Raw genomic sequence first — 13,845 nt, 5'->3', positions numbered from 1 at the left:
ATGCCCCTCGTCCACGCCAACTCCCTGCGCTTCCACGTCCACCGGCCGCCCGGCGACCGCACCGGCGCGACCGCCGTCTTCCTGCACGGCCTGGTCGTGGACAACCTCTCCAGCTTCTACGCCACCCTCGCGGTCCCCGCAGCCCAGGCCGGCCACGACATCGTCCTGTACGACCTGCGCGGCCACGGTCGCTCCGAACGCCCGTCCACCGGCTACGACATCGCCACCGCCGTGCAGGACCTGACCGCGGTGCTCACCGCCCTCGGCCTCGACGAGCGTCCCGTCCACCTCATCGGCAACAGCTACGGCGGCACGATCGCTCTGCACACCGCACTCGCCCGCCCCGACCTCGTCGCAGGACTCGTCCTGGTGGAGGCCCCGCTGACCGGTACCTGGATCGAGAACATGCTCGACACGCTGTCCGTCGCGGCCCTCGCCCTGGAAGGGAGCCAGGTCCCGCAGGAACTCTCCTCGATCGGCGCGCGCAAGGCCGCCCGGCTGACCGCCACCGCCGACGAACTCCTCAACCGCACCAGCATGATCGACGACATCGCCGCGAGCCGGCCCTTCACGCCCGAGGACTTCGCCCGCGTGCACTGCCCGGTCCTCGCCGTCTGCGGCGAACACTCCGAACTCGTCCCCGGTGCACGGGAACTGGTCCACCACGCGCCCGACTGCACGTTGCGCATCCTGCCGGGCCTCGGCCACGACGTCCTTCAAGGAGGCACCGACGACCTCCGGCACGCCGTGCTCGGCCGACTCGCCGAAGCGGCCGGCTCCCGCGAGACGCGACACGCCGGCGCGGTGGTCGTATGAAGGTCCTCTTCGTCGTCCCGCCGCTGGCCGGGCACATCAACCCCACGGTCGCCGTCGCCGCCGAACTCGCCGCGCGCGGGCACCGGGTCGCCTGGACCGGACCGGCCGAAGTCCTGCCCCGGCTGCTGCCGGCGGACGCGCGGCTCTTCCCGTCCGGAGACCGTCCCGGGCCCCGCGGCTACGGCGCGCTGCACACACACTGGCGCGATCTGCGGGGAGTCGCCGCGCTCCGCTTCCTGTGGTCGGAAGCGCTCATCCCGCTCGCCCACGCCATGATTCCCGGCGTCGAGGCGGCGGTCGACTCCTACGCTCCCGATGTCCTGGTCGTCGACCAGCAGGCACTCGCCGGAGCGGTGGTCGCCGAGCGCCGGGGACTGCCCTGGGCGACATCGGCGACGACATCGGCCGAGTTCACCCGGCCCTTCGCGGGCTTCCCCAAGGTGGCCGACTGGGTGATGGATCAGCTGGCAGGGCTGCTCGCGGACTGCGGGTCGGACCCCGGCTGGGACCCCCGCTTCTCCGACCGTCTGGTCCTCGTCTTCTCCACCCTCGAACTGGTCGGTGAGCACACGTCCCACCCCGGGCACTTCGCCTTCGTCGGCCCCGCGTTGAGCCCCCGTCCCTCCGACGGCTCCGCCTTCCCGTGGCAGCGGCTCGACCCCCTGAGACGCCGGGTCCTGGTGTCGCTCGGCACCCTCAACGGCGAGGCGGGCGGCCGCTTCTTCGCCGCTGTCCTCCAGGCCGCCGAACAGCTCGCCGACCGGGCGCAGTTGATCCTCGCGGCTCCGCCCGACGCCGTCGGCGAGGTTCCCGATCACGTCCTGCACCAGGAACGCGTACCCCAACTGCCCCTGTTACCGCACCTCGACGCCGTGGTGTCCCACGGCGGCCACAACACCGTCTGCGAATCCCTCGCGTACGGACTGCCACTCGTCGTCGCCCCGATCCGGGACGACCAGCCGATCGTCGCCGAGCAGGTCACCACCGCCGGCGCGGGCCTGAGGGTCCGCTTCGGCCGGCCCCGCGCGGCCGAGCTCCACGACGCCATCGCCGCCGTACTCGACAACCCCGCCCACCGCGGGGCAGCCCGCCGTATCCAGGCATCGTTCGCCGCCGCGGGCGGTGCCGCGGCCGCGGCCGACCGGTTGGAGAAACTCCTATGACACCGTCCCCGACCGACATCCCGTGGGCCGCCGTCGTCGCCCTGGCCGGGCTGACAGCGGGCACCGTGCGCGCCCGCCGAAGACTGCGCACCCTGCCCGTACTGGACCAGCTCGCCCCTGCGAACGGCACGTCCCCGTCCGGTGCATGGCATCTGATCACCGCCCGCGGGGTCGACGTCGACGCCGCCACCCTGCGCGCCGCGATCGCCCACGCCGAACGGGCCGGCCTCCAGGTGGTCGACCTGATTCCCGACAGGCTCGACACGGAACGGGCCCTGAGCCTGCTCCGCCTCCTCGACCGCAGCGCCGCGCGCTACGACCGCACCGCCGACGGCCGTGGAGCGGGACACGCTCTCCTCGTCGCCGAGGACGTCCTGCGTCGGTCGGGGATCGACGACGGCACCGGCGCCGCCCGTGAACCCGCCGAGCTGCACACCCTGCTGGGGCGTCTGAAGGAGTACGCCCCCGCCGGCACCGGAGTCGCCATCGCGCCCGGCCTGGCCGTCCCGCCACCCGACCCCGCCCGCCGGGGAGCGGAGCTGCGCGCACAGGGGCTGCCCACCGGTCTGCTGACCGTCGCCCAATTGGCCGGTCTCGGGCTGCTGACGCGCGCCGCCGTGGCGGACGGCGGATGGGGAGCAGCGGCAGCCGCCCTGTACTGGCTCCAGCCGGCCCTGGTCCTCGGCGGGCCGCGGCGAACGCTGCGCCCGGCCGACCTCCTCGGCGCGACCGCGGCGCGTCCCTTCACGTCCCTGGCCTCCGCGATCCGTACGGCCGCCGACGAGCGGTCCGGATCCGGTGCGGCCACCGCCGAACTGGAGGCGCTGCGCCCCGTCTACGCCGCCGAACTCAAGGCGGGCACCGACCGGTTCTTCGAGCCCCGGCGCCCCGACTGCCCCTGGTGCGGCTCGACCGAACTCTCCGTCCGCATCCGCGTCCCCGACCTGCTCCAGGGCAAACCGGGCCGCTTCACCCTCGAAGAGTGCGGCGACTGCGGACACGTCTTCCAGAATCCCCGGCTCTCCCTGGACGGACTCGACTTCTACTACCGCGACTTCTACGAGGGCCTCGGAGTGTCGGGCGCGGCCCAGGTGTTCGGCACGATGGGCCGTTCCTACCGGGCGCGCGCCGCGATGCTCCAGCCGTTCGGGACGCCCACCGCATGGCTCGACGTGGGCACGGGCCACGGCCACTTCTGCGACAGCGCACGCGACGTCTGGCCCGGCACCCGCTTCGACGGTCTGGACATGAGCCCCGCGGTGCGCGAGGCGGAGGTACGGGGCTGGGTCGCCGCCGCCCATCAGGGCCAGTTCCCCGAACTCGCCACCGGCCTCGTCGACCGCTACGACACCGTCAGCATGTTCCACTACCTCGAACACACCCGGGAACCGCTCGCCGAACTCGACGCGGCAGCGGCCGTCCTGCCGCCCGGTGGCCATCTGATCATCGAGCTCCCGGACCCCGAGTCCCGGCTCTCCCGGGTGCTCGGCCCGCACTGGCTGCCGTGGTTCCAGCCCCAGCACCAGCACCTCATCCCGATCGGCAACCTCCGCAAGGCGCTGGAGAGCCGCGGATTCACGGTGCTGGCGGAGGAACACGGCACGGCGCACCAGTCCTGCGACTTCGTCGGGGCCGTCCTGCTGACGGCGAACCGGCTCGCCCCTCATCCGTACGCCCCGTGGGGCGAGGGCAGAGCGACCCGCACGCGGCGTGTCGTCCGCACGGCCGTGCACACCGCGGCGCTGCCGTGCTTCGTCGTCGCGGCCGGTCTCGACGCCGCGCGTGCGGCGGTCGCCCGGCGCACGGAGGGCGGCAACGCGTACCGGCTGCTGGCCCGCAAGACACCGGAGGCGGGGTGACGGACACCGGGAGCCTGACGGGCGGCGGACCGGGGACGAGCACCGTCCCGGGTGTGCCGGACATCGCACGCCGCCACACCGCCGACCCGCTCTTCCGCCTGGTGGCCTTCGCCCTCGAATCCGCCCACGGCCGCCCCCCGGCCACGGTGTGGAGCGCCCCGCACGCCTTCCACCTCGCGGCGCGCCACACCGTCGCCGCCGCGGGCTGGCCGGTGGCGGCGGCCGCGGCACCACGCGACGACGGCCTGGTGCGGCTGAGTTCGCTGGCGCACCCGGCGCAGAGCTGCGAGTTCCGGCTCAGCGGGCCCTCGTCGTCGCATCCCGAGTGGGCGGCCCGCAGCTACGCGCTGCTGCGCACCATGGCCCGTGCCGGATACGGCCGGGGCGGCGCCGATCTGCACATCCACTCCACGCTGACCCCGGCGACCGGGCTCTCCAGCACCGAGCCGCTGGAGTGCGCGGTGGCGCTCGCGATCGCCGAACTGCACACCACCCGCGCCGGAACGCGCCCACCCCGAGGGCGCCTCGCGTCCCTGGCGAGGTCCGCGTCACCGGACGGCGACGCGGCGCTGCGCGAGGCCGTCCTGTTCGGCCGCCCCGGCCGGGCGCTGGTGCTCGAAGGCGGCCGCAGACGCCGGATCGACTTCGATCCTCCCGCGCAGGGGGCCAGGCTGATGTTGCTGGTGACCCGCGGCGAGGGCCTCGGCGCCGACGACGTCCGCCGGGCCCAGGAGTGCGCCCGTCGGACCGGAGCCCTGGCCGCCTGGCGACCGGGCCGGGGCCCTGGGCGGAGCACGCTCGTGCTGTTGCCGCAGGACCGCCTGACACCGATCCGTACGGAGGTGGCGAAGGAGTTCCGGACCGCCGGTCTGCCGGTGCCGCGCTTCCTGACCATCGCGGTGGCGGGCCCGGCCCGCCGCGAGGAGTGAACGGGCTGCCGACCGAGAAGTGCGGGGCGCCGTCGCAGAGCTTCGCGCCCCACGGCGCACCGCCCGCCTGACCCGGTCGCGTTGTCAGTGGTGCCTGCGATGGTGGGAGACATGGACGAGTTGATGCGTGGCCGGGTGTACGGCGCTGACCATGACGATCCCGATCCGGGCCCGCGGCCCGGGCACGTCTATCGCGAGCTGGTCGGGGGGCCGCTGGACGGGCTGTTGCTGGATGTCACCGACTGGCCCGCGGCACAGCTGGCGGAGGGTGCCGCGCTGCCCACCGAGCTCGGTTCCTTCGGGCCCGGAGGACGTGCGGCGTACGGCCCGCGGGCCGGTGACCCACGGCGCTGGGACTGGACGGGCGACGTCCGCTGACCCCACCCGCACACCACCCTGTTTCCCGGCCCACGCTCCCACGCAGGGGGCGGACGGTCGTCGCCGCAGGGTGGACCGTAGACTCGGTCCCCGCTTCCGGCCGCCGGCGGGAAGCGGGAAGCCGCTCGAAGGAAGGACCTCACGACCGTGAGCACCGCGGACCGATCAGACGCCCCCATCTACGCAGAGCTCGTCGACGAGCGAGGGGACGTCCCGGCCGAAGCACGCAGAACGGCCGAGCAGGCCCAGCAGCAGCTCGAGCAGACGATGAACTTCCGCGCCCGGGCGCACGGCTACAGCTGAGGCACTCGCCGCAGACGGGCCACGGGCCGACCGCGCCGCAGCGCGTACCGTCCGCAGCGGCGCAACTGCCCGGGAAGGGCGTTCGCCCGCTGCCCGCCGTGGGTGATGAACGCGTTCACGGGCGTCAGCGGATCGGCGCCCATGGTCCTCGCCAGCAGGACGCCGGCGGCCAGCGGCAACAGGACGCCGACCAGGGCGGCCCCGGTGACGGAGACGTGCTGGAGGCGGGGGCGGGGGGCCGCGTCAGGTGTCATGGCCGCTATTCGACCAGCTGGGCAGCGGGCCGGTATCGGCTCGGATACTCAGCTGAACGCGCCTCACGTACTCACCTCGGCCGAGGTGTGACCCAGGAGGTCAGACGGTGTCCCAGGGCACCGCTTCGTACGCCGCCGTGACGCCGGCCATGAACTCACGGGCGACGGGGAACTCGACGTCGTCGATCCGGCCCACCGGACTGATGCCGTGGGAGTTGGTGACGAACGCGGCGCGGTAGCGGGGCAGATCGCCGAGGGTGACCGGTCGGCGGACCGACGGCAGCCGAGGCTCCAGCAGCGCCATCGTCATCCCCCGCAGACAGGGCGCCTCGGGCCAGACGACGTGCTCGCCGTCCCAGAAGGCGATGTTGGTGATGGCGCCCTCGGTGACCAGGCCCTCGGGGGTGGTCAGCAGCGCTTCGTCGGCGCCCCGGGCCTCGGCCTCGTCCAGGGCCCGGTTCTGCACCGCTCCGTCGAGGTGCTTGATCCGCGGAGTGTGCCGGACGTACGGCACGGAGATCAGCCGCAACGGCCCGTTCGCCGCGACCTGGGGCGCCCGCACCGTGACCTTCGACGTCGCCCGGCTGTCGCCGTCCGGCCAGTGGACGTGGACCCGCACGGACGCGTCGTCACGTCCCGAGGCGGTGAGCGCCCGACGGATCTCAGCCCGCACCCGCTCGCCGTCCAGGCCTGCCCGGCCGAGGTACTCCCGGGTCGCGGCGTCCAGACGGTCCAGATGGAGTGCCAGGCCGCGCACCCGGCGGTCTCGCACCTGCATCGCGGTGAAGTGTCCGGGGCCGCTCAGCGCGGGCGCCGCCAGTGCGGATTCGGTGGCCGGAGCCCCGTCGATCTGTGTGTACGTGGTCTCTGTGCGGGTCAAGCGATCACCCTCGGCGCGGGTTCGGCGGAGTCGGCGGGCATGGCCGATGGCTCCGACACCCGCGCGCCGTGCGGAACGGTGCGGGGCGTCGGGATGCCGTGGCCAGGCGGGTCAGTGACGCAGGAAACCGTCTCCGTGGGTGTTCACATAAGCTTCGAGCGCGGTGAGCGCGTCCTGAGTGGCCTGCGGGCTGCCGCTGCCACGACGCTCCGCGTAGTACGCGGCGCCGAGCTTCTTCAGCAGGTCACCGCCGGCCTTCTGCTGCTGCACATCGTCGACCTTCTGCTTGCCCTGCTGCAGCGCGGACTGCGCCTGCTCCTTGGCTCGGTCGAGGAACCCGGCCATGTCTGCCTCCTGAGGATCAGTGGTACCTACTGGCACAACGTGATCAGCACCGCCCGGGTTCCGCAGTGGCGCGATGCGTCGCCGTTCCACCCGAACGGGCCCGTCGACGCGGCCTGCCGACCCCTTGCCGGTCCGGGCCGCCGTCCGGGGTCGCGGAGCCCTTCGGGTCCGTGCGCGTCCGCCCGCCGCTGGTCCCTCCCGCCGCAGTGGCGATCGTTGTTACGGTTCGCCGATGCCTGACTCTTCGCGCGATTCGGCCGACGGTGCCGGCTGGGGTACCAAGGAACGCGGCTCGTACAAGGAGTTGATGCCGCAGCACGTCGAAAAGCTCTCCTGGCTCAACCCGAAGACGCTCTGGCCGGCCCGGAACGGCGTCCTCGCCTCGTGGTTCGGCGATCCCACCGACGACCACCGGCAGCGCTGGGTCGAGCGGATGGCGGCCGACGGCGCCCCCGCCGACCTGGTGATCCGGCGCGACGACCCCGATCACTTCTCCTTCATGCTCATCGCCGACACCGGCGAGGGTGACGACCCGCAGTACGCGGTGGTCCCGGGCTTCCTGGCGGCGAGCCGGGGAACGCGCTTCGCCGTGCTCGCCAGCGATGTCGTGTACCCGGTCGGCCATGCCGACGAGTACGGCACGAAGTTCTTCCGTCCCTACAAGGACTATCCGGCGCCCATCTACGCCGTGCCCGGCAACCACGACTGGTACGACGGCATCAACGGCTTCATGCGGGTCTTCTGCGACGCCCCCGGCCCGCCCCAGGAAGCGACCCCGCGGCCGCGGCCCCTCAGCCGGGCCTGGCTGCGCTCCCTGCTGTGGCGGAAACCGCGGGCAGTCGACGAACAACGCCTCGCCGAGGTACGGCAGTTGCGGTCCGCGCCGGCCCAGCAGGCCGTCCAGCCGGGCCCGTACTGGGCCGTTGACGCCGGGCCCGTGCGCGTCATAGGGATAGACACCGGCCTCCTGGGCGGGATCGACGCCGAACAGGGCCGCTGGCTGCGTGAGGTCTCGCGCGGCGACACCCCCAAGATCCTGGTGACGGGCTCGCCGCTGTATGTGGACGCCGAGCACGAGCCGTGCCCGATCGAGGGCGGCGGCACGGTCGACGACATCGTGCGCAACCCCGCGCACCACTATGTCGCCGCGATCGGCGGCGACATACACAACTACCAGCGCTACCCGGTGACGGTGGACGGCCGCACCATCCAGTACGTGGTGGCGGGCGGCGGGGGCGCGTTCATGCACGCCACGCACACCATTCCGCGGGTCTCCGTCGCCGAGGTCACCGAGGACGACTTCCGCTGCTACCCGTTGCGCGGTGACTCGCTCGCCTTCTACAGCAGGCTCTACGGCCGCAGGCTGCACATGCGCCGCTTCTTCGAGCTCAGCGAGGCGCAGGCCGCCGCGGTCGTCGCCCATCGCCTCGGCATCCGCCCGACCCGGGCCGCAGGGCCCCCGGCACGCGTGACCCTCCGCACCCGCGTCGTGGCGTCCCTGCTGGGTGCCGGCAGCCGCCCCCAGCGCGCCTCGTGGCTGCGCCTCCCGGTCCGCAAGACCTACACACAGCTGTTCTCGCCGGGCTCGGCGACGTACAGCCCTCCGTTCTTCAAGTGCTTCCTGCGACTGGACGTCACCCCGGAAGCGGTTCGCCTTCGCTGCTTCTCCGCTACCGGGAACCGGGAAGCCGAACTCGATCCACCGGTGGAGGACGATGTGACGATCCCTCTGGTCTGACCGGCCTCGCCGACCGCCCCCCAACCGAACGACCCGAACCAGCCCCACCCGGCCGTGTGCCGCCCGACAGGAGAACCCCATGCCCTTCGCCGATGAACTCATCGGGCGGACCACGGCCGAAGCCCTCACGAACGCCCTGCGGGCCGCGGCCCCCGACGCGCCCCTCAAGGCCCTGCGGGCCGCGACCTCCGCGCTCGAACCGCTGTCGCTCAGGGAGCGCAGCGACCTGCTGCGGGACGCGCTGATCGAGGATCTTCCCGGCGACTACGCGGCCTTCGCCCGAACCGTACGGGCCGCCCGCGACAGCGACCCCGAGTTCAGCGGCTGGCTGATCTGGCCCGTCACCAGCGCGGTCGCGGTGAAGGCCGTCGACGAAGCGACCGACGAGGCCTTCGACGACGGCCTTCGGCTGCTGGCCGAACTCACCTCACGGCTCACCTCGGAGTTCGCCATCCGCCGGCTCCTCAACCACGACCTCGACCGCGCACTGGAAGCCGTCGCGGGCTGGACGACATCGGACGATGCCCACGTACGCCGCCTCGCCTCGGAAGGAACACGACCCTTCCTGCCCTGGTCCGCCCGCGTCCCGCGCATCCTGGCCGAACCCCGCGCGACCCTGCCCGTCATCAACGCCCTCTACCGCGACGAGAGCGAGTACGTACGGCGCTCCGTCGCCAACCATCTGAACGACCTGAGCCGCCAACAGCCGGACCTCGTTGTCGAAACGGCCGCCGCCTGGCTGGCCGAACCGGACGACAACACCGAACGCGTGGTCCGCCACGGGCTGCGCACCCTCGTCAAGAAGGGCCACCCCGGGGCGCTCGGTCTCCTGGGCTTCGCACCGGCGGCGATCGAGGTGACCGGTCCCCGCCTGGCGGCCGACGGCATCGCGTTCGGCGGCACCATCGGCTTCACCGCGACGATCCGCAACACCGGCCCGGAGGCGGCCCGGCTCGCGGTCGACTACATCGTTCACCACCGGAAGGCCAACGGCACACAGACCGAGAAGATCTTCAAGCTCACGACGCTGACCCTCGAACCGGGTGACAGCTTCGACATCGCCCGCGACCACTCGTTCCGCGCGATCACGACGAGGCGCTACTACCCGGGCACCCACGCGGTCGAGCTCCAGGTCAACGGCGTCCGCTCCGGCCGTGCCGAGTTCACGCTGCTGCCGCCCGACTGACAGTGCCCTGCACACGCAGCTCACAACGCGGCGTGGGAAGGGTGGTTCACCTCGTGCGCGTCGACTCCCTCCGGGTGCGCTACGAGGAGTTGGTCACCGCATGCCGAACAGCTGGGTCCAGTACGTACCCCCGGGGCCGCCGCTCGCGAAACCGACGCCGAGGTGGGTGAAGTCCGGCTTCAGAATGTTGGCGCGGTGTCCGGGGCTGTTCATCCACCCCTGCACCACCGCGGCGGCGGAGCGCTGGCCGAAGGCGATGTTCTCGCCGATGCCCCGGTGGTCGCCTCCCGCCGCGGTGGCCCGGTCCCACGGCTGGAGACCCTCGGGAGAGGTGTGGGAGTAGAAGCCGCGCGTCGCCATGTCGGCGCTGTACGCCTGTGCCACGCCGGCCAGGACCGGATCGGGTGCCAGCGGCGGCAGGCCCGCGACGGCCCGTTCCGCGTTCGTACGGGACAGGACCTCGGCGACCGTGCGGGCCAGGCCGTCCGACGTGAGAGGTTGGGCCCACAACGCGGTCCAGTACGTCTCGCCCCGGCTGTCCACCGCGGAGGCGGCACCGAAGTGGGTGATCTCACGGCCCGTCACGGTGCTCCGGTCGGCGGCTCCGTCGAGGCAGTAGGCGAGGAACTCATCCGGAGTGCGCGGCCCCGAGACGAGGTGCTCGGCGAGGTCGAGATAGGCGTACCCATGGGCGGTGACGAGTTGGTACAGCGACCGCCCGTCGGGTCCCTCGGTGCCGAGGCGGTGCTGCCGGGCCATCGCGGTGGCATGCGCACGGGCCGCCGCCGTGAGAGCGGGAGCCGGGGTGAGGGGCGGGACGCCGACCCGCTGCCGCTCGGCGTTGACGAGCGAGGCGAGCGCGTCCGGCGGCCCTCCCTGGGGAGCCGCGGCCGGCGCGGCCTCGGACGTGCCGTCGTCCGACACGTCGACGCCGAAGTCACGCGCCACGCCCGCGAGACCGTCCGCGTATCCCTGGCCGAGAGCACGCAGCTTCCAGGCACCGCGGTGGCGGTAGACCTCGGCCAGCAGCAGCACACTCTCCTGTCCCGCCGGGGGCGGCGTGAAGCGGGTGAGCGTGCGGTTCGACAGGTCGGCGACCTCCATCCTGGGGGAGGGGAGGCGGCTGAGCGGTGTGCCGGGCGAGGAGGAACTGACGACCAGGGTGACGCGGCCGGCGCCCGGGCGAAGACCCTGCCGGTTCAGCGTCACGGTCGCCGTGCCGAGGCGGACACCGGGTGCCGACGGCTGGTTCCAGAACACGAAGTCGCCGTCGTCGCGGACCCTGCCGTCGTCACCCGTGACCAGCACGGAAAGGTCGAAGGGTCCCGGCACGCGGAAGGTGAGCGTGCCGTGCGGCAGGGGGACGTTGCCGCCCGGAACCAACTCGCTCATGACCGTCGCCTTCGCGGTGTACGTGCCCCGCAGGAGCCTTGCGGGCCCCTCGTGCGGGGCCCGGGGTGTGTCCGGAAAGTCTCGTCCGGTTCCCGCCCTTCGGGCGGACGACGACACGATGCGGACACTCCCTGACCGGCTCAACGGAACACGGCCCCTCCCGGGTTCCCGGCCGGCTCGGGTCTACGGCCGCGAGGGCTTGCCCTTCGTACCGATCCAGGTGTGGAACAGCTTGTCGAGGTCCTTGCCGGACTGCTGTTCACAGAGGCGGACGAACTGCGCGGTGGTTCCGTGACCGTCGTGGTGGTCGGCCGCCCAGGTGCGCAGGATCCGCAGGAAGGTCCTGTCGCCGACCGCCTTGCGCAACTGGTGCAGGGCCATCGCCCCGCGCGAGTACACGGGCGCGCCGAAGATGTTCGCCCCGCTGCCCGGGTCGGCCGGCGGGAACGCCCACAGCTCGCTGCTCGCGGGCTCGGCGTACAGGGCGTCGAAGGACTTCTGCGCGCTGTCGCCGCCGTGCTGCTCCGCGTAGAGCCACTCGGCGTAGGTGGCGAAGCCCTCGTTCAGCCAGATGTCCTTCCAACTGGTGAGCGAGACGGAGTTGCCGAACCACTGGTGTGCGCTCTCATGGACCAGCGTCGGGAGGTCGGGGGCGCTGTCGTACACCGGCCGGGTCTGCGTCTCCAGCGCGTAGCCCGCCTGCGGGGCGCGGTCGACGATGGCACCCGCGGCCCGGAAGGGGTAGGGCCCGAAGAGCCTGCTTCCCCAGGCGATGACCGACGGCAGCTTCTTGAGCACCGGAGCGGACGCGGCCGCCTCGCGGGGGTCGACGGCGTTGTAGATCCGCAGACCGCCGGGGGCGGTGTACTGCTGGACCTTGAAGGTGCCCACCGTCGCCGTCGCGAGGTATGCCGCCATCGGCTCGCTCTGGCGCCAGCGGAATGTCGTGCGTCCCCCGGAGGTCTTCTGACCGCGGAAGACGCCGTTGGCGACGGCCGTACGCCCGGCCGGTACGGTGACGGCGAAGTCGTACGACGCCTTGTCCTTCGGGTGGTTGTTGGCGGGGAACCACGTCATGGCGCCCTGCGGCTCACCCGCCACGAACGCCCCGTCGTCCGTGGGGATCCAGCCGTCGAGGGATCCGTCCGGGTCGGTGACCGGCCGGGGAGTCCCTTCGTAGGTGACGGTGGTGCGGAACTCCTGGCCCTTGCGCAGCGCCTTCCTCGGCGTGATGACGAGTTCCTGCCCGTCGCGGCGGAAGGAGGCCTTGGCGTGGTCGACCGTGACGCCGGTGACCCGCAGCCCGCTCAGATCGAGATGGAAGCGGGACAGCCGTTCCGTGGCCCGGGAGGTGATCACGGCCCGTCCGTCGAGGTGACGGCTCGTGGTGTCGTAGCCGAGGGTGAGGTCGTAGTGACGGACGTCGTAGCCCCCGTTGCCCGCGAGCGTGAAGTACGGGTCGCCGACACCGGGTGACCCCGACGTGTCGGCCACGGCGGGCCCGGCCGCCGCGGCCAGCGCGGCGACCACGGCGACGGGGAGGCCCGTGGCGACGACGGCGCGCCGCCGCAAACGGGCCGGGCGCCCGGCAACCTGCTGGAAGGGTCGGGTCACCAAGGCTCCTCGGGCTCGGAGGCGATCACTTCGATCCAGACTAGGGTGCCGATCGCCACGGAACTCCCTCGAAACGGTCAAGGGACGCTCAGGCCAGGACGTTCAGTGCCCCCGGCAGGACCCGTGCGGTCATCGGCAGCGTCGCGTCGACCTCGCCGTCCGCCCCGTACGGCACGGGCCGGTCCGTCTCGACGCGTACCTCGGTGCCCCGGAGGATCTCCACCTGCGGGCGGCTGATGTGGGCACCCGTCTTGAGCTCGTTCATCATCGTGAAGAACAGCCGCTTCGGGGCGTGCCGGATCACGACGACGTCGAGCAGACCGTCGTCCACACGGGCGCTCGGCGCGACGAGACGCCCGAAGCCGTAGTAGCCGGAATTGGCCGCCACGACCGTGTAGCCGCGGCGCTCGTACAGCTCGCCGTCCACGGTGATGCGGTAGTTCACCGGCCGCCAGGAGACCACCGCACGCAGCCCGCCCGCGTAGTACGACGCGGCGCCGCGCAGCAGCCGCGAGGTGTTCGCGTGGCGGTTGGCCAGGGCGTCGACGCCGGCGTACACACTGCCGAGGACGGCGGTCCTGTCGTGGAACGCCGATTCGACCTCGATGGTGTCGACCTTGCGCGGAGCGCCGTTCAGCAGGATGTCCGCCAGCGCTCCGGGTTCGGTGGGCAGGCCGAGGGCACGGGCGAAGTCGTTGCCCCGCCCGGCCGGCACGAGGCCGAGCACGGCGTCCGTGCCGCTCAGCGCCCCGCCCACGCACCCGGCCATCCCGTCTCCGCCGACCGCCAGGACGGTGCGGCCCCGTTCGCCGGCCGCCCGGGCCACGCTGCGGGCGTGCTCCAGGCTGTTGCTGTACTCCGTCTCCAGGTCCGCGCCCGCCTCCCGCAGCAGACGGGCGAGCGGGAGAAGGGTCGCGGCTCCGCTGGATCCCCCGGAGGCCGGGTTGACGACGGCGGTGAACTGTCGCATGCGTACGCCTTTCGGAAG

Annotated in this window: 14 protein-coding genes; 8 read left to right on the top strand and 6 right to left on the bottom strand. The window is 72.7% G+C overall.

Annotation, left to right across the window (positions count from 1 at the left end; all coding sequences use genetic code 11):
• The 6 genes from ACFWU3_RS19655 (at position 1) to ACFWU3_RS19630 (ending at position 5,448) form a co-directional block, all read left to right on the top strand.
• Complete coding sequence (locus ACFWU3_RS19655; RefSeq protein WP_384438827.1) at positions 1 to 816, top strand: alpha/beta fold hydrolase; 816 nt, start codon at positions 1 to 3, stop codon at positions 814 to 816.
• Positions 813 to 1,979, top strand: coding sequence for a glycosyltransferase (locus tag ACFWU3_RS19650; RefSeq protein ID WP_384438824.1), 1,167 nt, complete (start codon positions 813 to 815; stop codon positions 1,977 to 1,979). The genes ACFWU3_RS19655 and ACFWU3_RS19650 overlap by 4 nt, the downstream gene beginning before the upstream one ends.
• Complete coding sequence (locus tag ACFWU3_RS19645) at positions 1,976 to 3,838, top strand: methyltransferase domain-containing protein (RefSeq protein WP_384438821.1); 1,863 nt, start codon at positions 1,976 to 1,978, stop codon at positions 3,836 to 3,838. The genes ACFWU3_RS19650 and ACFWU3_RS19645 overlap by 4 nt, the downstream gene beginning before the upstream one ends.
• A 53-nt stretch (positions 3,839 to 3,891) precedes the next feature.
• Complete coding sequence (locus ACFWU3_RS19640) at positions 3,892 to 4,767, top strand: galactokinase (protein WP_384438818.1); 876 nt, start codon at positions 3,892 to 3,894, stop codon at positions 4,765 to 4,767.
• Between the two features lie 111 nt (positions 4,768 to 4,878).
• On the top strand, positions 4,879 to 5,145 hold the full coding sequence (locus ACFWU3_RS19635) for a hypothetical protein (protein WP_313942408.1): 267 nt from the start codon (positions 4,879 to 4,881) through the stop codon (positions 5,143 to 5,145).
• A 147-nt stretch (positions 5,146 to 5,292) separates the two neighbouring features.
• Positions 5,293 to 5,448, top strand: coding sequence for a hypothetical protein (locus ACFWU3_RS19630; protein WP_313942407.1), 156 nt, complete (start codon positions 5,293 to 5,295; stop codon positions 5,446 to 5,448).
• Here the strand turns inward: ACFWU3_RS19630 and ACFWU3_RS19625 are convergent.
• The 3 genes from ACFWU3_RS19625 to ACFWU3_RS19615 form a co-directional block, all read right to left on the bottom strand.
• On the bottom strand, positions 5,439 to 5,702 hold the full coding sequence (locus ACFWU3_RS19625; protein WP_384438813.1) for a hypothetical protein: 264 nt from the start codon (positions 5,700 to 5,702) through the stop codon (positions 5,439 to 5,441). The genes ACFWU3_RS19630 and ACFWU3_RS19625 overlap by 10 nt on opposite strands.
• Positions 5,703 to 5,802: 100 nt before the next feature.
• Positions 5,803 to 6,582: an aminotransferase class IV gene (locus tag ACFWU3_RS19620; RefSeq protein ID WP_384438810.1), complete on the bottom strand. Its 780-nt coding sequence runs from the start codon at positions 6,580 to 6,582 to the stop codon at positions 5,803 to 5,805.
• A 111-nt stretch (positions 6,583 to 6,693) separates the two neighbouring features.
• A complete protein-coding gene (locus ACFWU3_RS19615; RefSeq protein ID WP_384438807.1) occupies positions 6,694 to 6,927 on the bottom strand; it encodes a hypothetical protein in 234 nt (77 codons plus the stop codon).
• Positions 6,928 to 7,159: 232 nt separating this feature from the next.
• On the opposite strand from ACFWU3_RS19615, the gene ACFWU3_RS19610 reads away from it, so the two are divergent.
• On the top strand, positions 7,160 to 8,665 hold the full coding sequence (locus ACFWU3_RS19610) for a metallophosphoesterase family protein (RefSeq protein ID WP_384438804.1): 1,506 nt from the start codon (positions 7,160 to 7,162) through the stop codon (positions 8,663 to 8,665).
• A 79-nt stretch (positions 8,666 to 8,744) separates the two neighbouring features.
• Complete coding sequence (locus ACFWU3_RS19605; RefSeq protein WP_384438801.1) at positions 8,745 to 9,851, top strand: DNA alkylation repair protein; 1,107 nt, start codon at positions 8,745 to 8,747, stop codon at positions 9,849 to 9,851.
• Between the two features lie 93 nt (positions 9,852 to 9,944).
• Here ACFWU3_RS19605 and ACFWU3_RS19600 read toward each other — a convergent pair whose 3' ends face one another.
• The 3 genes from ACFWU3_RS19600 to ACFWU3_RS19590 form a co-directional block, all read right to left on the bottom strand.
• Positions 9,945 to 11,243: a CAP domain-containing protein gene (locus ACFWU3_RS19600; protein ID WP_384438799.1), complete on the bottom strand. Its 1,299-nt coding sequence runs from the start codon at positions 11,241 to 11,243 to the stop codon at positions 9,945 to 9,947.
• Positions 11,244 to 11,426: 183 nt separating this feature from the next.
• Positions 11,427 to 12,815, bottom strand: a complete 1,389-nt coding sequence (locus ACFWU3_RS19595; RefSeq protein ID WP_384438874.1) for a M1 family metallopeptidase — start codon at positions 12,813 to 12,815, stop codon at positions 11,427 to 11,429.
• Positions 12,816 to 12,945: 130 nt separating this feature from the next.
• Entirely contained in the window at positions 12,946 to 13,827 is an 882-nt protein-coding gene (locus ACFWU3_RS19590; protein WP_384438796.1) for a diacylglycerol/lipid kinase family protein, read from the bottom strand.
• Positions 13,828 to 13,845 lie beyond the last annotated feature (18 nt).

Origin of the sequence: Streptomyces sp. NPDC058685, assembly GCF_042714725.1 — a bacterium.
GTDB lineage: Bacteria > Actinomycetota > Actinomycetes > Streptomycetales > Streptomycetaceae > Streptomyces.
This window is presented reverse-complemented; position numbering and strand designations above follow the sequence as displayed.

What these genes read in the sequence shown, in the direction of transcription:
- ACFWU3_RS19655 (WP_384438827.1), top strand. Translation starts at nt 1, where the DNA reads ATGCCCCTCGTCCACGCCAACTCCCTGCGCTTCCACGTCCACCGGCCG.
- ACFWU3_RS19650 (WP_384438824.1), top strand. Translation starts at nt 813, where the DNA reads ATGAAGGTCCTCTTCGTCGTCCCGCCGCTGGCCGGGCACATCAACCCC.
- ACFWU3_RS19645 (WP_384438821.1), top strand. Translation starts at nt 1,976, where the DNA reads ATGACACCGTCCCCGACCGACATCCCGTGGGCCGCCGTCGTCGCCCTG.
- ACFWU3_RS19635 (WP_313942408.1), top strand. Translation starts at nt 4,879, where the DNA reads ATGGACGAGTTGATGCGTGGCCGGGTGTACGGCGCTGACCATGACGAT.
- ACFWU3_RS19625 (WP_384438813.1), bottom strand. Translation starts at nt 5,702, where the DNA reads ATGACACCTGACGCGGCCCCCCGCCCCCGCCTCCAGCACGTCTCCGTC.
- ACFWU3_RS19615 (WP_384438807.1), bottom strand. Translation starts at nt 6,927, where the DNA reads ATGGCCGGGTTCCTCGACCGAGCCAAGGAGCAGGCGCAGTCCGCGCTG.
- ACFWU3_RS19610 (WP_384438804.1), top strand. Translation starts at nt 7,160, where the DNA reads ATGCCTGACTCTTCGCGCGATTCGGCCGACGGTGCCGGCTGGGGTACC.
- ACFWU3_RS19605 (WP_384438801.1), top strand. Translation starts at nt 8,745, where the DNA reads ATGCCCTTCGCCGATGAACTCATCGGGCGGACCACGGCCGAAGCCCTC.
- ACFWU3_RS19600 (WP_384438799.1), bottom strand. Translation starts at nt 11,243, where the DNA reads ATGAGCGAGTTGGTTCCGGGCGGCAACGTCCCCCTGCCGCACGGCACG.
- ACFWU3_RS19590 (WP_384438796.1), bottom strand. Translation starts at nt 13,827, where the DNA reads ATGCGACAGTTCACCGCCGTCGTCAACCCGGCCTCCGGGGGATCCAGC.